Annotated in this window: 24 protein-coding genes and 1 pseudogene; 17 read left to right on the top strand and 8 right to left on the bottom strand. The window is 64.0% G+C overall.

Going from position 1 to position 24,585, the window contains the following annotated elements; all coding sequences use genetic code 11:
• Positions 1-109: 109 nt before the first annotated feature.
• A complete protein-coding gene (locus B3873_RS09970; RefSeq protein ID WP_286865701.1) occupies positions 110-1,723 on the top strand; it encodes a S8 family peptidase in 1,614 nt (537 codons plus the stop codon).
• A gap of 6 nt (positions 1,724-1,729) precedes the next feature.
• Positions 1,730-2,164: pseudogene (locus tag B3873_RS09965) on the top strand (autotransporter-associated beta strand repeat-containing protein); the annotation flags it as partial.
• Here B3873_RS09965 and B3873_RS09960 read toward each other — a convergent pair.
• Together B3873_RS09960 and B3873_RS09955 are read right to left on the bottom strand one after the other, a co-directional pair.
• Entirely contained in the window at positions 2,164-2,286 is a 123-nt protein-coding gene (locus tag B3873_RS09960; RefSeq protein ID WP_286865720.1) for a hypothetical protein, read from the bottom strand. The pseudogene B3873_RS09965 and the gene B3873_RS09960 overlap by 1 nt on opposite strands.
• A gap of 818 nt (positions 2,287-3,104) precedes the next feature.
• On the bottom strand, positions 3,105-3,395 hold the full coding sequence (locus tag B3873_RS09955; RefSeq protein WP_286865718.1) for a hypothetical protein: 291 nt from the start codon (positions 3,393-3,395) through the stop codon (positions 3,105-3,107).
• 26 nt (positions 3,396-3,421) lie between these two features.
• On the opposite strand from B3873_RS09955, the gene B3873_RS09950 reads away from it, so the two are divergent.
• The gene (locus B3873_RS09950) at positions 3,422-4,561 is read left to right on the top strand and encodes an autotransporter outer membrane beta-barrel domain-containing protein (RefSeq protein ID WP_286865715.1); all 1,140 of its coding nucleotides are present in this window, start codon (positions 3,422-3,424) and stop codon (positions 4,559-4,561) included.
• 79 nt (positions 4,562-4,640) lie between these two features.
• Here B3873_RS09950 and B3873_RS09945 read toward each other — a convergent pair whose 3' ends face one another.
• Positions 4,641-5,552: a LysR family transcriptional regulator gene (locus tag B3873_RS09945; protein ID WP_034331414.1), complete on the bottom strand. Its 912-nt coding sequence runs from the start codon at positions 5,550-5,552 to the stop codon at positions 4,641-4,643.
• A gap of 335 nt (positions 5,553-5,887) precedes the next feature.
• On the opposite strand from B3873_RS09945, the gene B3873_RS09940 reads away from it, so the two are divergent.
• The 9 genes from B3873_RS09940 to B3873_RS09900 all read left to right on the top strand — a co-directional run bounded on the left by B3873_RS09940 (position 5,888) and on the right by B3873_RS09900 (position 15,704).
• Positions 5,888-7,426: an ABC transporter substrate-binding protein gene (locus B3873_RS09940; RefSeq protein WP_134136126.1), complete on the top strand. Its 1,539-nt coding sequence runs from the start codon at positions 5,888-5,890 to the stop codon at positions 7,424-7,426.
• 71 nt (positions 7,427-7,497) lie between these two features.
• Complete coding sequence (locus tag B3873_RS09935) at positions 7,498-8,415, top strand: ABC transporter permease (RefSeq protein WP_209535617.1); 918 nt, start codon at positions 7,498-7,500, stop codon at positions 8,413-8,415.
• 17 nt (positions 8,416-8,432) lie between these two features.
• On the top strand, positions 8,433-9,353 hold the full coding sequence (locus B3873_RS09930) for an ABC transporter permease (protein WP_209535619.1): 921 nt from the start codon (positions 8,433-8,435) through the stop codon (positions 9,351-9,353).
• A 26-nt stretch (positions 9,354-9,379) separates the two neighbouring features.
• A complete protein-coding gene (locus B3873_RS09925) occupies positions 9,380-10,384 on the top strand; it encodes an ABC transporter ATP-binding protein (protein ID WP_286865696.1) in 1,005 nt (334 codons plus the stop codon).
• Entirely contained in the window at positions 10,381-11,226 is an 846-nt protein-coding gene (locus B3873_RS09920) for an ATP-binding cassette domain-containing protein (RefSeq protein WP_252695259.1), read from the top strand. Before B3873_RS09925 ends, B3873_RS09920 begins: the two co-directional genes overlap by 4 nt.
• A gap of 39 nt (positions 11,227-11,265) precedes the next feature.
• Positions 11,266-12,687: a M20 family metallopeptidase gene (locus B3873_RS09915; RefSeq protein WP_286865691.1), complete on the top strand. Its 1,422-nt coding sequence runs from the start codon at positions 11,266-11,268 to the stop codon at positions 12,685-12,687.
• Positions 12,684-13,883, top strand: a complete 1,200-nt coding sequence (locus B3873_RS09910; protein ID WP_286865689.1) for a M20 aminoacylase family protein — start codon at positions 12,684-12,686, stop codon at positions 13,881-13,883. The genes B3873_RS09915 and B3873_RS09910 overlap by 4 nt, the downstream gene beginning before the upstream one ends.
• A gap of 436 nt (positions 13,884-14,319) precedes the next feature.
• Entirely contained in the window at positions 14,320-14,631 is a 312-nt protein-coding gene (locus B3873_RS09905; RefSeq protein WP_121042171.1) for a hypothetical protein, read from the top strand.
• Positions 14,632-15,035: 404 nt separating this feature from the next.
• Positions 15,036-15,704, top strand: coding sequence for a DUF2026 family protein (locus B3873_RS09900; protein WP_286865686.1), 669 nt, complete (start codon positions 15,036-15,038; stop codon positions 15,702-15,704).
• A gap of 1,547 nt (positions 15,705-17,251) precedes the next feature.
• On the opposite strand, the gene B3873_RS09895 is transcribed toward B3873_RS09900, so the two are convergent.
• The 4 genes from B3873_RS09895 to B3873_RS09880 form a co-directional block, all read right to left on the bottom strand.
• Positions 17,252-18,025, bottom strand: coding sequence for a DUF3299 domain-containing protein (locus B3873_RS09895; RefSeq protein ID WP_121042167.1), 774 nt, complete (start codon positions 18,023-18,025; stop codon positions 17,252-17,254).
• 15 nt (positions 18,026-18,040) lie between these two features.
• A complete protein-coding gene (locus B3873_RS09890; RefSeq protein ID WP_286865683.1) occupies positions 18,041-19,309 on the bottom strand; it encodes an ABC transporter permease in 1,269 nt (422 codons plus the stop codon).
• Positions 19,306-20,040 (bottom strand): ABC transporter ATP-binding protein, encoded by a 735-nt coding sequence (locus B3873_RS09885; protein ID WP_286865682.1) that lies wholly within the window; start codon positions 20,038-20,040, stop codon positions 19,306-19,308. The genes B3873_RS09890 and B3873_RS09885 overlap by 4 nt, the downstream gene beginning before the upstream one ends.
• A 119-nt stretch (positions 20,041-20,159) precedes the next feature.
• Entirely contained in the window at positions 20,160-20,753 is a 594-nt protein-coding gene (locus B3873_RS09880; protein ID WP_209535640.1) for a DUF2796 domain-containing protein, read from the bottom strand.
• Positions 20,754-21,042: 289 nt separating this feature from the next.
• Between B3873_RS09880 and B3873_RS09875 the strand changes: the two genes are divergently transcribed.
• From B3873_RS09875 to B3873_RS09855, 5 genes are all read left to right on the top strand, one after another.
• Positions 21,043-21,174: a hypothetical protein gene (locus B3873_RS09875; protein WP_286865679.1), complete on the top strand. Its 132-nt coding sequence runs from the start codon at positions 21,043-21,045 to the stop codon at positions 21,172-21,174.
• A gap of 1 nt (position 21,175) precedes the next feature.
• Positions 21,176-22,012: a metal ABC transporter ATP-binding protein gene (locus B3873_RS09870; protein ID WP_286865677.1), complete on the top strand. Its 837-nt coding sequence runs from the start codon at positions 21,176-21,178 to the stop codon at positions 22,010-22,012.
• On the top strand, positions 22,009-22,896 hold the full coding sequence (locus B3873_RS09865; RefSeq protein WP_039784850.1) for a metal ABC transporter permease: 888 nt from the start codon (positions 22,009-22,011) through the stop codon (positions 22,894-22,896). Before B3873_RS09870 ends, B3873_RS09865 begins: the two co-directional genes overlap by 4 nt.
• A 59-nt stretch (positions 22,897-22,955) precedes the next feature.
• The gene (locus tag B3873_RS09860; RefSeq protein ID WP_286865675.1) at positions 22,956-23,888 is read left to right on the top strand and encodes a metal ABC transporter substrate-binding protein; all 933 of its coding nucleotides are present in this window, start codon (positions 22,956-22,958) and stop codon (positions 23,886-23,888) included.
• Positions 23,889-23,968: 80 nt separating this feature from the next.
• Positions 23,969-24,286, top strand: coding sequence for a putative quinol monooxygenase (locus B3873_RS09855; RefSeq protein ID WP_286865674.1), 318 nt, complete (start codon positions 23,969-23,971; stop codon positions 24,284-24,286).
• 45 nt (positions 24,287-24,331) lie between these two features.
• Here B3873_RS09855 and B3873_RS09850 read toward each other — a convergent pair.
• The coding region (locus B3873_RS09850) for a LysR substrate-binding domain-containing protein (protein ID WP_286865673.1) at positions 24,332-24,585 on the bottom strand (254 nt) is incomplete at its 5' end.

Raw genomic sequence — 24,585 nt, 5'->3', positions numbered from 1 at the left:
ACAAAGCCGGTCCGAACCGGCACCAAGGGGCGACGACAAGAAGGACGGGGGACGGGGTTGCCTTCCCGATGACCCGGCCAATTCCAAAAGATCGACCGAGGAAGGGAAGATGAAAAACAAGAAGAAGCAGGGCAAGTCCGCCTGCATCGCGCCGCCTGCCGGCCTGCGCCAACACCGTCTGTGCGCCGCCGTCCTGCTGACGCTGGGCCCGGCCCTGAGCTTGCCCGCTGCCGCCCAGAGCTTCGTCAACTACGATGGCAGTACCACCACCGACTCTGCCGCCGCCCTGGCCAGCTGGACAGGCAACAAGGAATTCCAGACCGATTGGGGACTGGGTGCCATGAATGCCCAGTACGCCTACGCGGCCGGCTTCTCGGGCCTGGGCATCAAGCTGGGCGCGGTCGATTCCGGGCTATTGCTGTCCCACGCCGAGTTCGTCACCCGCAACGTCAAGGCCTTGGCCGTCACCGGCAGCTACGCCAATGACGGTTCGCAATATCAGGACGGCAGCCAGGCCTGGAAAGCAGGGGACGCCTTCAGCACCACCGGCGCACTGAGCAAACTCAACGACAAGCACGGCAGCCACGTCTCCGGCACCATCGCGGCGGCCAAGAACGGCGCGGGGATCATGGGGGTGGCCTTCGCCAGCGACTACCACATCACCAATACCAACGGCACCGACAGTTCGGTCTATGGCGTGAACGTGGATTACAACTACTTCAAGGCAGCCTACGGCAACCTCGCCAATGCCGGTGTGCGGGTCATCAACAGCAGCTGGGGCAGTGCGGATTCGCGCGATGACTTCGGCAGCATCGGCGGCGTGGCCGCAGCTTACGAGCGCCTGCAAGGCGGTAACAAGAAAAGCTGGCTGGACGCCGCCGCCGATGTGGCCAAAGAATCCAACACGCTGATGGTCTGGGCGGCCGGCAATACCGCCAAGGCCAACGTCAATATCCGCTCGGCACTGCCTTACTTCCGGCCGGAACTGGAGCAGAACTGGATCGCGGTGGCCGCCATCAACGCCAGCTCGGTGCTGCCCAGCTTCTCCAACCAGTGTGGACTGGCCAGGTACTGGTGCGTGTCCGCCCCCGGCTCGGCCATCACCAGTCTGAACATCAATTCCGACACCGACATGGTCAATGCTTCCGGCACCTCCATGGCCGCCCCGCACGTGACCGGCGCACTGGGGCTGCTCATGGAGCGCTATCCCGACCTCGACAACCAGGCCATCCGCACCATCCTGCTGACTACCGCCAAGCATCTGGGCAGCGGTCCGGCGGACGTGCCCAATGCCATGTTCGGCTGGGGCGTGCCGGACCTCAACAAGGCCTTGAATGGTCCGGGGCAACTGCTGGGCGTGTTCAACGCCAACATCGCCGCCGGCCGCAGCGACACCTGGAGCAACGACATCTCCGAAGCCGCGCTGATCCAGCGCAAGAGCGATGACCGTGCCCAGCTGGCAGCCCGTGAGGCTGCTTCGCCGGATGCCCTGCAGGCGGCCGCTGCCAGCGCGGCGGTCCAGATCGCATCGAATGTGGAGAGCGGCTATGGCCAGGCCATGGCACTGGTGCAGACACGCGCGCAGCGCAATGCCACCTTCCAGGCCAGCAAGAAGAAAGAGGACAACACTGCCTTCCAGCAAGCCGACAAGGCAGTCGCCGCCAATCCGCTGGCAGCGGCCCTGCTCAAGCAGTCCGGCAGCGGTCCCACACTGAGCAAGTAGGAGTTGATGGCCAGGCTGATCGCCGCAGATCCGGCCACGGTGGCGCTGGGCGACTATCACGCCCAGGCCACCTATCTCGACGCCGCCCGCAAAAAGACCGATGCCGATTACGTCGGCAGCCTGGTCAAGACCGGCGAGGGCAGCCTCACCTTGTCTGGCAACAACAGCTATTCGGGGGGCACCCGGCTGGAGGGCGGCACGCTCGGCGTGGCGTCTTCCAACGCGCTGGGCACCGGCCCGCTGGCCATGTCCGATGGCACCACCTTGCGTGCGGCGGCCGACCAACCGGCCATGGGCAATGTGGTCAGCGTCAGTGGCGAAGGGCGCTTCGATACCCAGGCTTTCACGCTTACGCTCAATGCCGGCATCGCCGACGGCCGCAGCAAGGGCAGCCTGGTCAAGCAGGGGGAAGGGACATTGCACGTGCTCGGTCCGCTCAGCTACAGCGGCAACACCACCATCGCCGCCGGCACATTGAGCGTACCGGCCTTCAGCCTGACGGCGGACCAGACCCTGACCGTGGGCGTGGCCAGTGCCAGCCAATACGGCAAGCTGGCAGTCACCGGGGCGGCCAGCTTTGCGCCCGACGCGCACCTGGCCGTGGATGTCTACAAGACCGCCAGTCTGGGAAGCGGCCAGACACTGGCCGGCGTGGTCACGGCCGGCAGCCTCACGGCACCGCGCCTGAATGTCACGGACAATTCCCTGCTGTTCGACTTCAAGCCTGTGGTGTCCGCTACTGCGCTTGACCTGAACATCGTCGACGCGACCAGCATTCAGCAGGTCGCCCAGGCGGTGCTGACGCCGGATGCGGCGGGGACACCGACCCCTGCCATACAAGCAACGGGCACGCAGCCGGCCGCTACACCTGCTCCGCCCGTACAGCCAACGAACACGGATGCGTCCAGTACAACGGCTTCAACCGTACAGGCGACCAGCACGCAGGCGTCCACTCCACCTGCGCCAGCTGTGCAGGCTACGAGCACGCAGGCGTCCAGTACACCTGCGCCAGCCGTACAGGCAACTGGCACACCGGCATCCGCTACGCCAGCGCCAGCTGTACAGGCAACTGGCACACCGGCATCCACCACGCCAGCGCCAGCTGTACAGGCCACGAGCACGCAGCCTTCCACTCCACCTGCCCCAGCTGTACAGGCAACGAGCACTCAGGCGTCCACTCCACCTGCCCCAGCTGTACAGGCCACGAGCACGCAGTCTTCCACTCCACCTGCCCCAGCTGTACAGGCCACGAACACTCAGGCGTCCACTCCACCTGCACCAGCTGTACAGGCAACGAGCACTCAGGCGTCCACTCCACCTGCACTAGCTGTACAGGCAACGAGTACTCAAGCATCCACTGCAGCGGCTCCAGCTGTACAGGCTACGACCACCCAAGCGTCCACCACGCACGCTCCAACTGGTCCGGCCGCAAATAAACCAGTACCGGCAGCACCAGTGGCACCGGCATCCTCACCGGCAGCACCAGCAACACCAGCAGCACCGGCAGCACCGGCAGCACCGGCAGCACCGGCAGCACCGGCGGCACCGGCAGCACCGGCGGCACCGGCAGCACCGGCAGCACCAGCGGTACCGGCAGCACCAGCAGCACCAGCAGCACCGGCTGCAGCATCGGCAGCACCAGCTGCAGCACCCGCAACCCCTGCAGCAGCATCACCGGCTCCAACGCCCGCCCCCACAGTGCGCCCCTCGGCGACGCTCATCGCCGCCGCCACGGCCGCTGCACGGGTAGCCCCGGTACTGGACCGCCAGATCCGGCAGCCCTCCACGGCGGACATGGCCCAGGTGGTCACCGCCCTGGGCCGCATGCCCGATCCGGAAAGCCTGCTGCGTGCCGTCAGCCAGACCCTGCCCAGGGACGTCAGCACCAGTGCCATCCGTGGCACCATGGCTTCCCTGAACCGCGTCATCGCCACCCGCACCGAGAGCGGCAACATGGGCAGCGCCGCTGCAGGCAGCGGCTTGTCCTCGGGCGAGGCAGGCGGCGACCGCCAGGTGTGGATCATGCCCTTCGAGTCGCGCACCAACCAGGGCGACCGTGGCGGCGAGTCCGGCTTCACTGCCAGCACTTCGGGCCTGGCCGCCGGTGCCGAGATGGAGTTCGACAGCGCACGCGCCGGCCTGTCCTACGCCTATGCCAGCACCAGTGCCAGCGGCAATACCGCCATCACCGGCACCGGCAGTCGCAGCCGCATCGAGTCCAACATGGTGGCCCTCTACGGCAGCCTCCCATTGGGAGAGATATCACTCGGCTGGCAAGCCGACCTCGGCCGCAACGGCAACCGCCTGGACCGCCAGATGCAGTTCGGTGGCCTCAATCGCATCGCCAGCAGCCGCTTCCAGAGCTGGCATGCGCATTTGGGCACGAACGTATCGTTCACGCTGCCGCTGAGTGAAGCAATGAGCCTGGTACCGGCCCTGCAGCTCGACTACACCCGCCTGCAAAGCCCGTCCTACGCCGAGAACGGGGCAGGGGACCTGAACCTGTCGGTGCAGGGCAAGCGCAGCCAGGCCCTGTTGCTCGGCACGGCGGCGCGTTTGAATTACACGCTGACGCCAGGTTCGCAGATCAGTACCTACCTCGGTGCCAGCTATGACGTCATCAACGATCGCGATGACCTGGTGGCCACCTATGCCGGTGCGCCGGGCCAGTCTTTCACCACGCCCGGACCGGCTCGCTCGCCGTGGTTGTTGAAGGCGGGTGTGAGCTATCGCTTCAAGCTGGTGGAAGCGGCCGACATCTTGCTGCGCTTCGATGCCGAAGGCCGCAGCGGTTTCATCAACCAGTCGGCGGCGATCAAAGCCAGCTGGCGCTTCTGAGCGATGCACTGACCTGCTGAAAAGCTGAAAGAAGAAACAACGCGGCCGCTCCTGTAGCGGCCGCGTTGCGTTGTTGCGTTTACAGGTCCTTGCTCAATTCCGCTACCAGATAATCCAGGAAGATCTCGACACTGCGCGGCAAGGTCCGTCCTGCCAGGGTCTGTACTTCAACGAAGCGGCCATCGCTCGGACAATCGCGGATCGGCCGCATGGTCAGTTCGCCGCGCTCGATGCGGTAGCGCACGGTGACGTCGCCGGTGATGGAGAGCGCGTCGTTGTCGAGCACGTAGTTGTGCAGCGACTGGATGTAATTGCTGGTCATCACCGGTTCGATCACCACCTGCTGGCGGCTGCAGGCGATGTCGAACAATTGCCGCAGCGTGGTGGTCGGGTCGGGCAGCGCCAGAGGATAGGGTTTGAGCTGGCCCAGCGACACATGGCGGAAGCGCGCCAGCGGATGATCGTTGCGCATCACCAGCGCAATCGGGCCGGGCTGGCGGTGCACGACCTTGATCTCCGGCTCGGGCAGACGTGCGAAGGTCAGGCCGATATCGGCATTGCCTTCGCGCACCTGGCGCGACACGACTGCCGGTGCGCCCACGAAGAGCTGGAACACGAAGCCCGGATATTTTTTCTGGAAAGCGTTGATCAGGCGCGGCAGGAAATCGATCGCAAAACCTTCCGAGGCCGACAGCCGCACACGCCCGCTGCGCAAGCCTTTCAAGGCCTGCAGGTCGGCCACCACGCGGTCGGCTTCAAGTGCCATCTTGCGCGCATGCGCGGCCAGCATTTCGCCACCTGCCGAGAGCACCATGCCCCGTGGACGGCGTTCAAACAGAACCGTATCGAGCGTTTCTTCCAGGCTGCTGATCTGGCGGCTGATGGCCGAGCTGGCCACATTCAGGCGCTGCGAGGCTTCGCTGATGGAACCGCAGCGGACTACTTCGAGAAAGTAGCGCAGCGCGGTGTCTTGCAGTTGCTGTGATTTCATCCGGTGACTCCTTTCGTCCTGACCAAGGCTGACCGGCACTTTACCCGGCCGGTGCAAATAATTTCGCGCTTTATTTGGTGCGTGCTTCACGGCTTTGGTGCAGTGCTTGCGGACTGGGCGCGCACTGCGATGCTGCACCTGCTCCACGCCCCGCAGCCCAGCAGCGATGCGGCTTTTGCCAGGGTGGTCTCATTGTGGTGCAGCATTTCTGCGTTCTGGATTCGGCAACGCAGGCTTAGAAATTTGATGATTGTGGCATCGATAAATCCTAGCCTAGTATCAGCCCCGACGTCGCGATTTTTTCTAAATTGTCTTATTCGAACGAAGGGGCAGGAATGAACGCACTACCGAAATCCCTCATGCGCTGGTCACGTTGCGCGGTATTCGTGGCCGGGGCCATGAGCGCGATGGCAGCCCATGCCGGCAAGGCCAACGACACCCTCATCTACGCTTCCGACAGCGAAGTCGAGAACATCAGCCAGTACCACAACAACCTGCGCGAAGGCGTGATCCTGGCGCACCTGATCTGGGACACGCTGATCTATCGCGATCCCAAGACCAACGAGTACAAGCCGCAACTGGCCACCGCCTGGAAGTGGGAGTCGCCCACTGCGCTGGTGCTGGATCTGCGCCAGGGCGTGCAATTCCAGAACGGCGACAAGTTCAGTGCCGACGATGTGGTGTTCACCTTCAACTATGCCGTCTCGCCGGAATCCAAGGCGGTCACGCGCCAGAATACCGACTGGATCAAGAGCGTCGACAAGCTGGGCGACTACCAGGTGCGCATCAACCTGAAGGGGCCGTTCCCCGCCGCGCTTGAATATCTGGCCGGTCCGCTGCCGATCTATCCGGCGGCCTACTTCAAGAAGGTCGGGCTGGAAGGGTTCTCGAAGGCCCCCATCGGCACCGGTCCCTACAAGGTCACCAGCGTGACCCCGGGGCAGGGTGTGACGCTGGTCAAGAACGGCAACTACTTCAAGGACAGCCCGCAGGGCCAGCCCTCGATTGGCAACATCAAGTTCGTGGTGATCCCCGATCCGGAAACGCGTGCCGCGCAGCTGATGACCGGGGCCATCGACTGGATCTGGCGCGTGCCGCCCGACCAGGCCGATTCGCTCAAGACCAATCCCAAGCTGACCGTGCAGAGTGGCGAGACCATGCGCGTGGGCTTCATCACCCTGGATGCGACCGGCACCTCCGCGCCCAATTCTCCCTTCAAGGATGTGCGCGTGCGCCAGGCGGTCAATCACGCCATCAACCGCAAGGGCTATGCCGAGAACCTGATGCGCGGCGGCAGCCAGCCGGTCTATACCGCCTGCTTCCGCACGCAGTTCGGCTGCGACAGCAATGCCGCCATCAAGTTTGACTACAACCCGGCCAAGGCCAAGGAGCTGCTGGCGGCGGCCGGTTATCCGAATGGCTTCGATACCGACATCTACGCTTACCGCGAGCGTGAAATCGCCGAAGCCATCATCGGCGACCTGCGCAAGGTCGGCATCCGCGCGCGGCTGCATTACATGAAGTTCGCGGCCCTGCAGACCGAATACCGCAGCGGCAAGACACCCATGAGCTTTTATTCATGGGGCTCGTTCTCCATGAACGATACCTCGGCCTTTGCCGGTGTCTACTTCAAGGGCGGTGCCGATGACATCACCAAGGATCCGCAATTGCAGCAGTTCCTGCAGACCGCCGATACCTCCATCGATCCGGCCGTGCGCAAGGCCAATTACACCAAGGCGCAGGAACTCATTTCCAAGCAGGCTTACGTGGCACCGATGTTCTCCTATTCGACCTTCTATGCCTTCAATGCGCAGCTGAAGTTCCAGGGGTATCCGGACGAGTTGCCGCGCTTCTACGAAGCCTCCTGGAAATAAACCCGGTGGCGCATGCCCTGCGTGCGCCGCTCCTGACGTCATCCGCCCAGCTTCTGCAAGGAAGGATCGCCATGTTGATCTACCTCCTGCGCCGCCTCGCCATCGCCTTGTGCGTGGCGCTGACGGTGTCCGTCGTCAGCTTTACCTTGCTGCATCTCTCCGGAGATTTGGCGGTCTCCATCGCCGGGCCGGAGGCCACGGCGGCCCAGGTCGAATCGGTGCGTACCCAGTTCGGCCTGGACCGTCCGCTGACCACGCAATACGTGGACTGGCTGGGCCGTGCCGTGCAGCTCGACTTCGGCAAGTCCTTCTACTTCCAGGGGCCGGTGATGGAAATGATTTCCGAACGCCTGCCCATCACCATCAAACTCGGCGGCAGTGCCTTGCTGCTGGCGATCCTGACGGCCATTCCATTGGGCGTGCTGGCGGCGCTCTATCGCGATACCTGGCTGGATCGCACGGCGCTGCTGATTGCCGTGGTCGGGCAGGCCATGCCCAGCTTCTGGTTCGGCCTGACGCTGATCCTCCTCTTCGCCGTCACCCTGCACTGGCTGCCGGTAGCGGGCAACGAGAGCTGGCAGCATTTCATCCTGCCGGCCGTGGCGCTGGGCTACTACGCCATGCCGGCCATGATGCGGCTTACCCGCTCGGGCATGCTGGAGGTGCTGGGCTCGGACTACATCCGCACGGCACGCGCCAAGGGCCTCTCCAAATCGCGGGTGGTGTTCAAGCATGCCCTGCGCAATGCGGTCATCCCGGTGGTGGCGCTGGCAGCAGTTGAGCTGGGATTCATGCTGGGGGGCTCGGTGGTCATCGAATCGGTCTACTCGATGCAGGGGCTGGGTCAGCTCGCATGGGACGCCATCTCGCGCAACGACTATCCGGTGGTGCAAGCCGTGGTGCTCATCATCGCCATGTTCTATATCGGCCTTACCTTCCTGGCCGATGTCATCAATGCGCTGCTGGACCCGCGCATCCGTACCCGCTGATCTTGTCTGGAGACGACATGAGCGTTACCTCATCATCCACTTTGCCTGCCCCTGCCGTGTTGAGTGCGGCCTTGCCACCGCTGCCGGCGTGGCGTCGCAAGCTGCGCCGCCTGCTCGGCCATCGCGGCCTGGTGCTGGGGGCACTGTTCCTGGCCGTCATCGTGCTGGCGGCGATCTTCGCACCGCTGCTGGCGCCGCATGATCCCTTCGACCAGGATGTCACGGCGCGCCTGATCCCGCCGGTGTGGCAGGCCCAGGGCAGCTGGGAACACATCCTCGGTACCGACAAGCTGGGGCGCGACTATCTCTCGCGGCTGATCTTCGGTGCGCGCGTCTCGCTGACCATCGGCATTGCCGCCGCGCTCATCTCGGGCCTGATCGGCACCACTCTGGGCGTGCTGGCCGGTTACTTCGGCGGACGCACCGATGCCGTCATCAGCTATCTCATCACCACGCGCCTGGCCATGCCGGTGGTGCTGGTGGCGCTGGCGATGGCCTCGCTGGTCGGTGGTTCGCTGAAGGTGGTGATCGTGCTGCTGGGGCTGTTGCTGTGGGACCGCTTTGCGGTGGTCACGCGTTCGGCCACGCAGCAGTTGCGCGACGCCGAATTCATCGCGGCCGCCAAGGCCATCGGGGCTTCGACACCCTACATCCTGCTGCGCGAGATCCTGCCCAACATCATGGGTGCGCTCATCGTCGTGGCGACGCTCGAAATGGCCCACGCCATCCTGCTGGAAGCCACGCTGTCCTTCCTCGGGCTGGGCGTGCAGCCGCCCACGCCGTCGTGGGGCCTGATGGTGGCCGAGGGCAAGACCTACATGTTCTTCAAGCCCTGGGTGATCGTCATTCCAGGTGTGGCGCTGGCGCTGCTGGTGCTGGCGATCAACCTGGTCGGCGATGGCCTGCGCGATGTCAACGCGCCCGACGGCCGCAACTAACTGAGGGTTCGCGCAAGGAGCACACCATGAGCATATTGCTGGACGTGAAGAACCTGAAGGTGGATCTGCCCACCGAAAACGGCATGCTGCATGCCGTGCGCGGCATCGATTTTCAGGTGCGCAAGGGAGAGATGTTGTGTCTGGTCGGCGAGTCCGGCTGCGGCAAGTCCATGACTTCGCTGGCCTTGATGGGGCTGTTGCCGCGCAAGGCGCAATGCAGTGCCGACCACATCCTCTTCGATGGCGCGGATCTCAACACCATGAGCGAACGGCAGCGCATGCAGTTGCGCGGCAAGCGCATGTCGATGATCTTCCAGGAGCCGATGACGTCGCTGAACCCCGCCTACACGCTGGGCAACCAGCTCTGCGAGGCGATGCTGCAGCAGCCGGGGGTGACGCGGGGCGAGGCGCGCGAACGTGCGCTCTACCTGCTGCACCGGACCGGCATCACTAACGCCGAAGACCGCCTGCGCCAGTATCCGCACCAGCTCTCCGGCGGCCTGCGCCAGCGCGTGATGATCGCCATGTCGCTCATGTGCAGCCCGGACCTGATCATCGCCGATGAACCCACTACCGCACTGGACGTGACCATTCAGGCGCAGATCCTGCGCATGATCCGCGAACTGCAGCAGGAGTTCGGGACTGCCGTCATCTTCATCACGCACGACCTGGGCGTGGTCTCGCGCATCGCCGATCGCGTGGCCGTGATGTATGCGGGGCAGGTGGTGGAGACCAGCGGCGTGGCGCAACTCTTCGCCCAGCCGCGCCATCCCTACACGCGTGGCTTGCTAAATTGCATCCCGGTGCGCGGCAAAACCTTGCCGGGCAGCAGGCTGCAAGCCATTCCGGGCGTGGTGCCCAGCCTGGTCGGGCAGGTCAGCGGCTGCGCCTTCCGCAATCGCTGTACCCTGGCCGACAGCGGCTGCGAACAGGATCCGCCCATGGTGCAGCAGGGCGGCCCCGGCTTGCCGCATGAGGCGCGCTGTTTCAAGCTCGATGCGCCGGTGTCGGCGATGGAGGTGGCAGCATGAACACTTCCCTGACACCACGGCCACCGCTGGACGACATCGCGCTGGAACTGTGCGCCCTGTCGAAGGTGTATCCGCTCAAGCGCGGGCTGTTCCAGGCACCGGGTGAACTGAAGGCGGTCGATGACGTGTCGCTGCGTCTTTATCGCGGCGAGACGCTGGGCCTGGTTGGCGAGTCCGGCTGCGGCAAGAGCACCCTGGCCAAGATGCTGCTGGGCCTGCTGGCGCCGACCTCGGGCAACGTGCTCATCAACGGCCAGGAGGTCGATCCGACCGAGCGCCGCGCGCATGCACGTCACATCCAGCCGATCTTCCAGGATCCGTATTCGTCGCTCAATCCGCGCAAGACCGTGGGCGAGATCGTCGGCTTGCCGCTGAAGCTGCATGGCATCGGCAATGCGGCCGAGCGCAATCGCCAGGTGCGCCAGATCCTCGATCTGGTGGGCATGCCGGAGCGCACCCACACGCAATATCCCAATCAGCTCTCCGGCGGCCAGCGGCAGCGGGTGGCGATTGCGCGGGCACTGATCCTGCGGCCCGACATCCTCATCTGCGATGAACCGACCTCGGCGCTGGATGTGTCGGTGCAGGCGCAGATCCTGAACCTGCTGCTGGATCTGAAGGCCGAGTTCGGGCTGACCTACCTCTTCATCAGCCACGACCTGGGCGTGGTGGAGCACCTGGTGGACCGGGTGGCCGTGATGAACAAGGGCAGCATCGTGGAATTGGCCTCACGTGAACAACTCTTCAGCGATCCCCAGCATCCGTATACCCGCATGCTGCTGGCCTCGGCGCTGACGCCCGATCCGGGCCTGGGTATTCCGGCGCTGGCCGCAGCCGCCTGAACACATGAACCAAACTGAAAAAAACCAAGGAGCAGCAGCATGAGCAGAGCACAAGCCATCGCCGGCGTACAGGCTTACTTCGACGACGGCCGTTTCATGGAAACCCTGAAGCGCCGCGTGGCCATCCGTACCGAAAGCCAGGAAGCGGCCAGCCTGCCCATCCTCTACGACTACCTGCACCAGGAGATCACGCCCTATCTGGTCACGCTGGGCTTTGACTGCGAAGTGATCGACAATCCGTTGCCGGGCGGCAGTCCCTTCCTGATCGCCGAGCGCATCGAAGAGGGGGCCGCTTTCACCTTGCTGACCTACGGGCATGGCGACGTGGTGCGCGGCTATGACAATCAATGGCGCGCCGGCCTCTCGCCGTGGGAGATCGTGGTCGAGGGCGAACGCTGGTACGGACGCGGCATCGCCGACAACAAGGCCCAGCACACCATCAACCTGGCCGCGCTGGAAGAAGTCATGAAGGTGCGCGGCGGCAAGCTCGGCTACAACGTCAAGCTGATTCTGGAAATGGGCGAGGAAACCGGTTCACCCGGCTTGAACGAAGTCTGCCGCCAGTACGCAGCGCGCCTGAAGGCCGATCTCTTCATCGCCTCCGACGGCCCGCGCGTGAATGCTCCCACGCCGACCATGTTCCTGGGCTCGCGCGGCGGCTGCAACTTTGATCTGACCTGCCACCTGCGCGACGGCGGCCATCACTCCGGCAACTGGGGCGGCCTGCTGCGCAATCCCGGCGTGCGCCTGGCCAATGCGATCGCCTGCCTGGTCGATGAACGCGGTGCCATCCGCGTGCCGGCATTGCTGCCCGATGCCTTGCCGCAGAGCGTGCGCAAGGCGCTGGCCAGCGTCAAGCTGGGCGGCGGTCCCACCGATCCCGAGATCGATCCGGATTGGGGCGAGCCCGACCTCACGCCCGCCGAGCGCGTCTTCGGCTGGAATACGCTGGAAGTGCTGGCCTTCAAGACCGGCAATCCGGAGGCGCCCGTCAATGCCATTCCGGGGCGTGCCACGGCGCATTGCCAGATCCGTTTCGTGGTCGGCAGCGATGATGCGCATTTCATCGAACACATCCGCGCACATCTGGATGAGCACGGCTATGACGATGTGCAGGTGACGCTGTCGGGCGTGCAGTTTTCCGCGACCCGGCTCGATCCGGATGATGAATGGGTGCGCTGGGGCCTGGCCTCGCTGCAGGAGAGCACCGGCAAGACACCGACCTTGCTGCCCAACCTGGGGGGCTCGCTGCCCAACGATGTCTTCTCCGAGACCCTCGGCCTGCCGACGCTGTGGGTGCCGCACTCCTATCCGGCCTGCTCACAGCACGCGCCCAACGAGCATATACTGGCCAGCGTGTCGCGCGAGTCGCTGCAGCTGATGGCGGGCCTGTTCTGGGACCTGGCCGAGCAGGGCCGCGATGTGCTGGCGCGACGCCCATCCCCCACGGAGAAACAATGAGTCACCCGCATGAACACGCCCTGTGCGAGGTCGCCGACCTGCACGATATCCACGACGAAATCACCGGCATCCGCCGCCATCTGCACCAGCATCCCGAACTGTCCTTCGAGGAAGTCGATACCGCCGCCCTGGTCGCCGCGCGCCTGGAAGAGTGGGGCTATGCCGTCACCCGCCACATCGGCGGCAATGGCCTGGTCGCCACCCTCAAAGCCGGCACCAGTGCCCGCAGCATTGGCCTGCGCGCCGACATGGATGCCTTGCCTATCCACGAAGAAACCGGCCTGGACTGGGCCAGTGTCAATCCCGGTGCCATGCACGCCTGCGGCCATGATGGTCACACCGCCATGCTGCTGGGCGCGGCCAAGCACCTGGCCCGCACGCGCCGTTTTGACGGCACGCTGCACCTGATCTTCCAGCCGGCCGAGGAAGCCGGCTTCGACAGCGGCGCGCAGAAGATGCTGGCCGATGGGCTCTTCGAACGTTTTCCCTGCGATGCCGTCTTCGGCATCCACAATCATCCGGGCGTGGAAGCGGGCACGTTCATGTTCAGGAGCGGCCCCTTCATGGCCGCCTGCGATACCGTCAAGATCCGTCTCACCGGGCGCGGCAGCCACGCGGCGCGTCCGCACCTGTCGGTCGATCCGGTGGTGGCTGCAGCCAGCCTGGTGATGGCCTTGCAGACGGTGGTCTCGCGCAATGTCGATCCGATGGAAACGGCGGTGGTCACGGTTGGCAGCCTGCATGCGGGCAAGGCCTCCAACGTGATTCCCGAATTCGCCACGCTGGAGTTGAGCGTGCGCTCCTTCAAGCCCGAGGTGCGCGCATTGCTGGAAGAACGCATCCGCGCCTTGGTGGCGCTGCATGCCGAGAGCTACGGTGCGCGGGCAGACATCGAGTACCTGCGCGGCTATCCGGTGCTGGTCAACAGCGATGCCGAAACCGAATTCGCCCGCAGCGTGGCTGAGGAACTGGTGGGTGCGGAGAAGGTGATCGCGCCCTTCGGTCCGATTGCCGGCAGCGAGGATTTTGCCTACTTCCTGCAACAGCGCCCTGGCTGCTTCTTGCGGGTGGGCAACGGGCAGGGCCAGCCCATGCTGCACAACGCAGGCTACGATTTCAATGATGCCAACATCCCGGTGGGAGCCGCCTTCTGGACCCGGCTGGTGGAGCGCTGGCTGCCCGTCAAGGCCAGCTGAGAGGGGACGTCGGGCGGCTTATACGTCAACGGCATAAGCGCATGACGAATGCTTCGTTTTCAGCCGCTGCGTGGCCCGGTACATTGAGGGCGTCTCCTCAGACGTCCTTGGACTTGGACAATTCGAGCCTGAACCCGCCATGCGCAAGCCTGGCGGGTTTTTTTTCGGCTGTTTCCCTGCGGCAGCTCGGCATGAAATTCACGTAACTTCTACAGGTCATGGAAGAGCTTGATATGCGGCAAAGCCTTGTGCCAGCTTGCTGTCGAGCTGACAAGCCGCGTTGCAGGATCAGGAATTCCCCGATGTTCGCAGTCACGTTGGGCCACTACCATGGGAACCAATGAAACACGGTCTGTGCCCCGGACCCCCGACCACACAGTGGGGTCGTGACTGGCACGCAAGACCTTGACCAAGAATCTTGCCTTAGGAGCCAGCCATGCATTTCGTTACCGAATCCGTACCGGGTGAAATCACCCTGATGTTCATCAGTTATCTGGTTTTCTGCACCGTGCTGATGTATCTCTTCGTCAAGACCGACAAGGAGTGGGGCAGCCTGGAAGTGTCGCTGGACGACATCGGCCGGCGCGACCAGCAGGTGATGGCTTCGGCCCTGCGCTACGTGAAGGTGGATGCCGAAGACCGTTCGCTGTTCGACAATGGCCTGACCCGGCCGTCGCTGCAGCACTGCGCACAGTATCACGATGTTGATTGCACCTGCTTCATGCAGGAGCCGAAGAAGCCGGATTGAATTCCAGGGGAGCAGTGCCTGGGGGCGAGGGATAGCAGGGTAAGTGAGGGGAAGTAAGGGGAAGTGAAGCGAGGGGAAGTGAAGCAGCAAAGGCAGTACCGTTGCGTGGCACTAGGGGTAGTGTCTGCAACGACAGCAAGCATCCGCAGCAGCAGTGAACCAATGTCGTTTCGTTTTGCAATTGATTTGTAGTGGTAGTTGCAGTTGCAGTGCGTAGCAGCAGTTGAAGTAGCCGTAGCAGTAGCAGCAGAGTTTTGCGTAGTAAACATGTCTTGAGGGTGGAACGGCAAGTCGTGCAGCCGCTTTTGTTCCAAAGCGCGTCACGCAACGGGAGTGTGCAGTCCGGCACGCCCGTGGAGCGGCCTAGCGGCTTGCCCGTTCTTTTCCATGAGAAAATAGCGCCCATGCAAAGCTCACATTCCTCCGCGCAGAACCTGCGCCCATTGATCCCCCTGGCCGATTACCAACGCATCTTCCGCGTCATCCATTCCGTGCTGCACAGCGTGGAAGCGGACATCCCGGCCGCCAGTTTCTTCTTTTCCGTCACCGCCGCCCAGATCCTCAAGAAGTTCTACAAGCGCAATGCCTTCCCCGTCGCCGGTGCGGCTTTCTACCTGATTCGTGAAGATGGGGGCGGTGCGCTGTCCTTCGGTTCACTGGGGGATGACGGCCAAAGCGTGACCAGCCACCAGGATGCCTTCCACGCCTGGGTGCAGTGCGATGGCTATGCGCTGGACTTCATGGCACCGCTGTTCCAGGAGCTGCTGGTCTCGGCCGGCCACCCGCTGCCGGTGCCGCGCCAGATGTTCCAGAAAGACCTGCAGCGCATGAGCGCGGACGTGCAGGCGCTGGCCAAGCCGGGCGATTTCTACCTGGCTTCCAACCTGGAACTGACACGCGAGCTGCTGCAGCAGTTTATCGCCAAGAAGGCGCTGACCAATCTCTCGCAACTGTGCCTGGAATGGTTCCGCAAGCCGCCCAAGGTCATGCCGGATGACCTGGCCCTGCAAGGCGCCGATGGCGAAGTCTCGCGCATCAAACTGCAGGCCACGGCCATCGAAGGCGTCTGGTAAGACGTCCGTCGTTTTTCTTCAGTAATGTAGTTCGGGAATGTCATGGAGGCGGACGCCTCCGAGAGGAGGGTGTGCTGGACAGATGTCCAACACACCATGCGATCATGCATATCGGTTGCATGTACCGCACTAAGGTTCACACTATAGTTCGTCGTTATGACGGCTTCATGACATTTTCGGTATCACTTTCGGTATCACTTTCGGTATCACTTTTCTCCCGGCCGCTGCCGCTCTCGCTTTTTCCTTCATATCCCCTGTGCACTGTCATGGCGCGGTCATACGCGGCCACTAGACTTCAACACGTCTCCTCTGACCCTGTGCAGATGTTGTTGCCTGCGATGCGAGCGCGTCGCAGGCCTTTTTTTCTGCGGGTCAGCCAGTTTCTCCCAGCTTCATGCTTCACGCCCAGGCCGGACAGTGGCGTCGTAACCCGGCAGGTCGCACACGTAATGGAAGCCGCGGTCCTCCCTTCCCGTCAGGCGCAAGCTTGTCGGTGCGCGGCGCGGGGTGCGTCCCTCCCTTCCGGGCAGGCTCCGTCAGCGGGGCCTGCCCATCGCTTTCTCCTTCCCCGCCTCCCGCTGTTGCCCGCCGATTGCCCATCCGCTGCCCTAGCGGTGAATTCCCTTTGCAATCAACGACTTGATGCGCTTACCCAGCGCTTTTCCACAGGCTTGCTCCCAAAAAATGTGGATATCCATGCAAGGGCTGCAGGCCAACGGGCGTTGCCCGTCTCGTATCATTTTTCATAAAACCCTTAATAATCAATGGCTTGAGTGGCTTGTCCAGTGCTTTTCCACAGGCTTGCTCCCAAAAAGTGTGGATATCACCCCGCTCGGCCAGTCTGGGCGCGGCTTTGCGGCGGACGGACTGGTGCGCCAAAAAACTGCCCGGGTTTGCATCTGAAATGGTTTTTCCTTTGTAATCAATTACTTGGATCTCTTGTCAAGCGCTTGTCCACAGGCTTGCTCCCAAAATATGTGGATATCCTGCCGGAAGCGCCTGGCAATGCCGTATTTCGAGTCCGGAGCAAGCTGAAAAGCCAAGGTCGGGCGTATTTGGGTGGTCTTTGCCAGCCGCAGTTGCGTTAATGAAAAGTTGTTTGGAATCAACGGCTTGAGTGGCTTGTCAAGTGCTTCTCCACAAGCTTGCTCCCAGAAAATGTGGATATCCTTGCAGGTCCTGCAACGCTTATCGGGTCTGCCGGGCTGCCCGGTTTTTGCCTGCTGCTGCCTCGGCTAAGGAAAGTCCTTTGCAATCAAGACCTTGCCTGACTTGCCCAGCGCTTCTCCACAGGCTTGCTCCCAAAAAATGTGGATATCCGCTCAAGGGACGGGGACAAGTCAGGGCCGCGAGATGGGCGGAAGGCGACTGCACCATTTCTGCGCACTGCCGAGGCGGGAGGGAAAAGTACTGAAGAATCAAGGGCTTGGGTGGCTTGTCAAAGCCTTGTCCACAAGCTTGCCCCCGTAAAATGTGGATAAGGCCTGCGCAGGGCAGGCCTTGGCGGAGGCAGCGGAGAAACTGGGGATAAGCCGTCGGGCGACGACTCAGCTCTTGTCCGGCGCGCTGTAGGGTTCAACGCTGACCGCTTTCATGCTGTAGCTGGATGCGCCCATGGAAGAATCCGAGCGTTCCACCTTGAGCACGCCGCTGATCCACACCGCATCCATGGTGCGCACATTCTTGACGGCCTTGGCGCTCTTGACGTGAATGATCTGGTTGGCCGGCGGTGGCGGCACGTGAATGCAGGCACCGAAGTAGGGTACCAGCAGGAATTCCTTGAGTGCCTCGCCTTCCCGGTCCAGGGATACCACAAAGCCGGGCAGGCGCACCGGCTTGCCTTCCATGGCCGGGTCGACCGGGGCATCCTTCCAGTATTTCTTGGCCTTCCACAGCGCCGCATCGGCACGCGGATCGTCATCGGTCATCTGGTCCAGTTTCAAGCCCTTGAAGGGGGCCATCGGGTCCCAGTCCTTGGGGATCAACGATTCCCAGGCGATCTCCTGGAAGCCGTTCACCATCTTGCCCGAGGCCTGGTAAGGCTTTTCGGTCACGGCGGCACTTTGCTGCAACTGGTCGCCGACCTTGTAGGGGCCATTGGATGCGTCCGCCACGCCCGGCACGGTGCTGCCGGCATCGGCGCGTGCCGTGACGGCGGGGACCGCGCCGGCCAGCGCGGCAGACGTCGCCGGGGCTGCGCTGACCGCTGCAGGCGCGGCCGCCGGGGCCGCGTGGGCGTTGACTTGCGAGAGCAGGCGCACGCCGAGCCCGGCCCACAGGCCGGCGACCACGATGCCGCCTATCCAGTAAAGAGTCTTCATATCATGGCTTCCAGATCAGAGTCTTGGTGTCAGACCGTCCGACAGGCTCAGGCGATACGCGCGCCAGGCCGGCAACAGGCTGGCCACCAGTCCGGCCAGCACGGTCCAGAGCAGCAATTGTAATTCGCCTGCCGCCGGCCAGGCGGGATGCAGGGCGATGCCGAACTGGTCAGCCAGCATCGGCCCCAGCACCCAGATCAGTCCGCTCAGCAGCAACAGACCGGCCAGCACGCCGCACAGCATCACGCCCAATCCCTCCACGCACAGCAGCCACAGCACATCCAGCGGACGCGCCCCGACCGAGCGCAGGATGGCCAGCTCGCGCCGCCGCTCGCCCAGGCTGGCCAGGATCGCCGCCACCAGCCCGGCCAGGCCGACCACCACCACCATGCCCGAGACCACCAGCAAGGCGTTCTCGCCGATGCCGACCACGTCCCATAACTGGTCCAGCGCCACGCCCGGCAGCACGGCCATCAAGGGCTCCTTGAAGCCATCGCCATCGGCAATGGCGCGCTGCACGGCGAACACGCGGGCGCGGCTCTTCAGGCCCACCAGGACGGCAGTGATGCTGGTCGGCGTCAGGTTGAATTTCTTCACGAATTCGGCCGGGATATGCACCCCCGGCAAGGGCGCACCGCCTTCCCAGTCAAGGTGGATGGCCTGCATGCCATCCAGGCCGATATGTACCGTGCGGTCCACCGGGGTGCCGGTGCGGGCCAGGATGCCGACCACCTTGAAGGGTTTGTCGGCGTGCTGGGTCAGCCCCAGACCGCCCATGCCGTGGGCCAGCACGATGACGTCACCGAGGTGATAGTGCAGCTTGTCGGCCACGTCAGCCCCCAGCACGGCATCGAAGACGCCGGCGAAGGGCTGGCCTTGGGCCAGCTTGAGCGACTGGCCGCTGCCATAGCGGAAATGGGTGAAGTAATCGCCATTGGTGGCCAGCATCGGGAAGCCGCGGTGCGAATCGCCCAGCGAGATCGGGATGGTCCAGGCCACCGCCGGATTGCGTGCCAGGGCCTGGGCACTGTCCCAGCCCATGTTGTTGGTGGCGCCGCCGATGCGGAAGATGGCGTACAGCATCAGCTGGATCGGACTGGTCCGCGCACCGACCACCAGGTCCGTGCCGGACACCGATTGCGAGAACCCGGCCCGCACTTCATGGCGTACCCGTTCGATGCCCAGCAGCATGGTGGTGGAGAGGGCAATGGCCAGCAGCATCAGCCCCAGCGTGAAGCGCCGGTTCCAGGCGCTGCGCGCGGCCAGTCGCAGGAGCAGCTTCATGCGGCCTCCTCGGGACGGGCGGCCTGGTTCAACTGTTCCAGCGCGATGCGGCGGTTGAAGCGTTCGGCCAGACGCTGGTCGTGGCTGACGAAGACCAGTGCCGCGCCGCTCTGCGCGCATTCGCGCTGCAGCAGGTCGAGGAAGGCTTGCTGGCGGTCGCTGTCGAGGGCCGAGGTAGGTTCATCGGCGACGATGATTTCCGGACGGCCGATCAGCGAGCGCGCAGCGGCCACGCGTTGCTGCTGGCCGATGGAGAGTTGGGTCACGGGGCGCGTCCACAGGCCCGGTGCCAGATCCAGCGCCGCCAGCAGGGATTGCGCCACGCTCTTGAGATCGGCCCCTTGCTGTCCGGCGCGCTCCCTGCGGTAGGACGAGAACTGGCAGGGCAGCAGCACGTTGTCAAGAATGGACAGATAAGGCAGCAGATTGAACTGCTGGAAGATGAAGCCGATGTGATCCACCCGGAAGCGGTCCCGCCGCGCCGCCGAGAGACTGTGCAAGGGCTGGCCCAGGACTTCCACAGTGCCGGCCTGCGGCACGATGATGCCGCCGATGGCGGCCAGCAGGGTGCTCTTGCCGCTGCCGCTGGGGCCGCTGACGAAGACATGTTCACCAGCCGCGACCTGGAAATGCGGCAAGGCCAGCGCCGGGTGCGTCTGGCCGGGCCAGGTGAAGCGCAGATCGTGCATGGCGATGGCGGCGGCTGGGGAGGGGCGTTCAGGGAGAGTCATGACAACATGAAGGAAAAGCGCAGGAGCGCCGAGGCAGAAGGGGAGGGCCGATCATAGCGCCGGTGCCTGTCATTGGGCTGACTGGTTGCCGGGGCAGGTGGCCCCGGCGGGTCGGCGCATCAGTTCAGGGGGATCAGGGCGCTGCCCGGCACCAGTTGCACCGCACCTTGCTTCTTGGGCGTGGCCAGTTGCACGTCGATGCGCTGGAAGCCGGGGAAGGCGGCAAACAGGCCGCTCACATCCACCGTATTGAGTGCGCCGGGGGTGGCGCAGACCAGGGTGAAATCGCCATCGAGGTCGGCATGGCCATCGCTGGGGGCGGGCTCGCTGCTGGCGGGCGTCTTCTCACCCAGGAGGGCCGGTGTCAGCACGGCCGACTCCAGCTGCACTTCGGCCGGCTTGCACTGGGCGGCGGCATCGGTGGCGAACATGCGGTTGACCTCGCGCAGGTTCTTGACGGCGGCGCGCACGGTGTCCTTGTCCTTGCCGCTGCTGGCGGCGTGTTCGAAGCCGACCAGGTTGATCAGCGGGCTGTCCAGGTGCAGGGTCAGGGTGTTGCCTTCCAGGGCCACGTCCAGCTTGCCCACGCCGTGCACGTGCGCGGGATGGTTGCCATGATGGTCATGGCCTTCATCGGCGGCCAGCGCAGGCAGGCTGGCCAGGGACAGCAGGACGAGAGGAATCAGGCGCAACGATGGACGGGGTCGGAACATGGGCGGCTTCTTTCTTGTGCTTGTTGTAAAGGGAATTTAAGGGGGCGGCAAACCGGCAACGCAAGGAAACAGACTGCAAACCAGGGCAGAAAATCCGCCCTCAGAGCGGCATTGTGCCTCGGACCACGGGCAGATTTGCAGCGTTGTTACATTCTGCAACAGGGTTGCATTATAATGCCTGCTTTTCCTGTTTCTGCAACTCGGTTGCGCCAACGGGCAAGTGTGCTCTTCCCGGCCTTGCTGGCCGCCTTGTCCGGTGCCCGTGTTGCTTCTTCTCAGATTGCCTGCCGTGTCGTTTCTCTCTCGATTCCTGTTGAAGCAAGGCGTGCTCGCCAGCCCCTGGTGGGAGCGTGTGCTGGCCGTTGTGCCCGTAGTCCTGCTGCTGTGGCTGGGCGTGCACTGGGCCTTGAGGGAGGGCTGACATGGATGCTGCCATCTCGCTGGACAACCTCACCGTCAGCTATCGCCGCCACCCGGCCTTGCACCATGTCAACGGGGTCTTTGCGCGCGGTTCGCTCACCGCCATCGTCGGTCCCAACGGGGCCGGCAAGAGCACTCTGCTCAAGACCATGCTGGGGCTGGTACGCTGCAATGACGGACGCGTGCATACCCATGTCGATGCACGCCGCATCGCCTACCTGCCGCAGCAGGCCGAGATTGACCGCAGCTTCCCCATCACGGTGATCGACTGCGTGCAACTGGGTTATTGGCAGGCCAAGGGCAACTGGGGCGGCATCGACGCCGCCATGCGCCAGCGTGCGGTGCAGGCGCTGGCGGCAGTCGGGCTGGACGGTTTTGCCGGCCGCCCGGTGTCCAGCCTCTCGGTCGGGCAGTTCCAGCGCGTGCTGTTTGCCCGCATCCTGCTGCAGGATGCCGAGGTGATCCTGCTGGACGAACCCTTCAATGCCATCGACGCCCGCACCACCGGCGACCTGCTGCGCATCATCTCCGCCTGGCATGCCGAACGCCGTACCGTCATTGCGGTGCTGCACGACCACGACCAGGTGCGCCGCGCCTTCCCGCAGACCTTGCTGCTGGCGCGCAATGTGGTGGCCTGGGGCGAGACGGCCGAAGTCATGTGTGAAGAAAACCTGCAGCGCGCCCGCGCCATGGCCGAAGCAGTCGATGAGCATGCCGGCGTCTGCGAGGTGAGCGAGGCGGAAGTGCTGGCCTTGTCGCGCGTGCATGACCATGCGCATGAACATTCACATGGGCATCCCCACGCGCACCATGCCGCCAGCCCGGGAGGCCAGGCATGAGCGTACTTTCGACGTTGCAAACGCTGGCCATTGCCCCGTTCCTGGAATTTTCCTTCATGCGCCGCGCTTTGGTGGCTGCCTTTGCCCTGGCGCTGGGCAGCGCCCCGCTGGGCGTGCTGCTGACCCTGCGCCGCATGAGTCTGTTCGGCGAGGCCTTGAGCCACGCCGTGCTGCCGGGTGTGGCGGTGGGTTTCATCTTCTTCGGCCTGTCGTTGCCGGCGCTGTCCATCGGCGGGTTTGCCGCCGGGGTGCTGGTGGTGGCCGTGGCCGGCTGGATCAGCCGCCATACCGAACTGAAGGAAGACGCCAGCCTGGCCGCCATCTACGTGGTGGCCCTGGCGCTGGGCGTGATCCTGATTTCGCGCCACGGCACCCAGCTCGATCTGCTGCACATCCTCTTCGGCAACGTACTGGGCGTGGACAGCGAGGGCCTGGTACTCATTGCCGGTGTGGCCAGCGCCAGCGTGCTGGGCATCGCCGCGCTCTATCGCGGGCTGCTGCTGGAGAGTTTTGATCCCTCGTATATGGCCGTGGGCGGCGGACGCAGCGGCGGCGCGATCTACCAGCAGGTATTCCTGATGCTGGTGGTGATGAACCTGGTCGCCTCCTTCCAGACCCTGGGTACCTTGATGGCGGTCGGCCTGATGATGCTGCCGGCGGTCTCGGCTCGGTTGTGGCACGACACCTTGCCCGCGCAGCTGTGCAACAGCGTGCTGCAGGCGGCGCTGGCCGGGTATGCGGGGCTGCTGATCTCGTATTACGCCTCGGTGCCGTCCGGCCCCGTCATCATCGTCTGCGCGGGCGTGCTGTATGCCGCTTCGCTGCTGTTGGCCCCGCGCGGCTGGCTGCCGCGCCTGTTGCGGCGACCGCACCTGCAGGCCTGAGACTTCACTTTCTCCTGTCTATTGCTGATTTCTTCTGCTTCTCTTTTTCCGGAGTATTCATGAAACTGTTTCGTCCTCTCTCTGCGCTGCTGGCGGCCCTGGCCGTGGCGGCTAGCCTGCCGGCGGCCGCTGCCGAGCGCATTCCGGTGCTGGCCAGCTTCAGCATCCTGGGCGACGTGGTCGCCAATGTCGGCGGCGAGCGCATCGCCGTCTCCACCCTGGTCGGTCCGGATGAAGATGCGCACGTCTTCCAGCCCGCGCCGGATGACATCAAGGCGGTCTCGCGTGCCAAACTGATCGTGGTCAATGGCCTCGGTTTCGAAGGCTGGATGGAGCGCCTGGCGCAGTCGGCCAATTACCGTGGCCCCATCGTGGTGGCTTCGGCCGGCATCAAGCCGCGCGAGCGCGTGGGTGACGATGAGGACGATCACGCCCACGGTGCCGGACATGAACATCACGGCAAGGACGACCCGCACGCCTGGCAGGATCCGCAGAACGTGATCGTCTACGCCCGCAACATCGTCATCGCCCTGGCCAAGCTGGACCCGGCCGGTGCCGAGGTCTACCGCAAGAATGGCGAGGCCTATGTCGCCAAGCTGCAGGACCTCGATGCCTGGGCTGCACGTCAGTTCAGCCAGATCCCGGATGCCAAGCGCAAGGTCATCACCTCGCATGACGCCTTTGAATACTTCGGTGCGCGCTACAAGGTGCGCTTCCTGGCTGCGCAGGGCGTGTCTACCGACAGCGAGCCCAGCGCCCGCGAGGTGGCTTCCCTGATCCGCCAGATCCGCAGCGAGAAGATCAAGGCCCTGTTCTTCGAGAACATGAGCAACCCCAAGCTGCTGCAGCAGATCGCCCGCGAATCCGGGACAGCACCGGGCGGCAAGCTGTATGCCGATGCATTGTCGAAACCGGATGGTCCGGCACCGGACTACCTCTCGCTGATGCGCTACAACATCACGCAATTGCTGGAAAAGATCCGTCTCAACTGAGGCGCGACAAATCGCGTATGCTGGTGGCCCCGCGCCGTCGCCCTGGCGGCGTCTGTCACCTTGCATAGGAGAATTCCCGCATGAGCACCGTTACCGTCGTCGCCGTCATCACCGCCAAGCCCGGCCAGCGCGAAGCGCTGCTGGCCATTGCCCGTGCCAACCTGGCCGCCGTGCGTGCCGAGGAAGGTTGCATCGAATATGGACTGGTGGTGGATGTGGATGGCTTCGGCCCGAACCAGGCGCCGCTGGGGCCGGATACCTTTGCCTTCGTCGAGAAGTGGAAAGACGAAGAAGCGCTGAAACTGCACTTCACCCTGCCGCACATGACCGACTATCGCGAGAAGTCCAAGGACCTGATCGCGGATCGCAAGGTGCATGTGCTCAAGTCGGCGGACTGATCCTCGCCGCGTTTGTCCCCGCGCCCGGCGCGGGGGCGGACTCCCTCAGTATTCGCCAGGAAAATCCGCCGGCCAGGTCTGCTGCGGATCGAACGAAGATGCTTGGCCCATCTGCTTCAACCACGTGATGAAAGTCTTCAGTGCCGGATTGGTGTCGGCGCTGCTGCGATAGAGCATGTGGTAACCCTCCCCGTGCAGCACGACCTCCGGAAACAGCCGCACCAGCCGGCCTGCGGCCAGATCGTCATCCACCAGCGCCAGCGTGCCCATGCCCACCCCCTGATCAGTAGCAGCCGCCT

Origin of the sequence: Herbaspirillum sp. UBA812, assembly GCF_002296545.1 — a bacterium.
GTDB classification, from domain to species: Bacteria; Pseudomonadota; Gammaproteobacteria; order Burkholderiales; family Burkholderiaceae_D; genus Herbaspirillum; species Herbaspirillum huttiense.
This window is presented reverse-complemented; position numbering and strand designations above follow the sequence as displayed.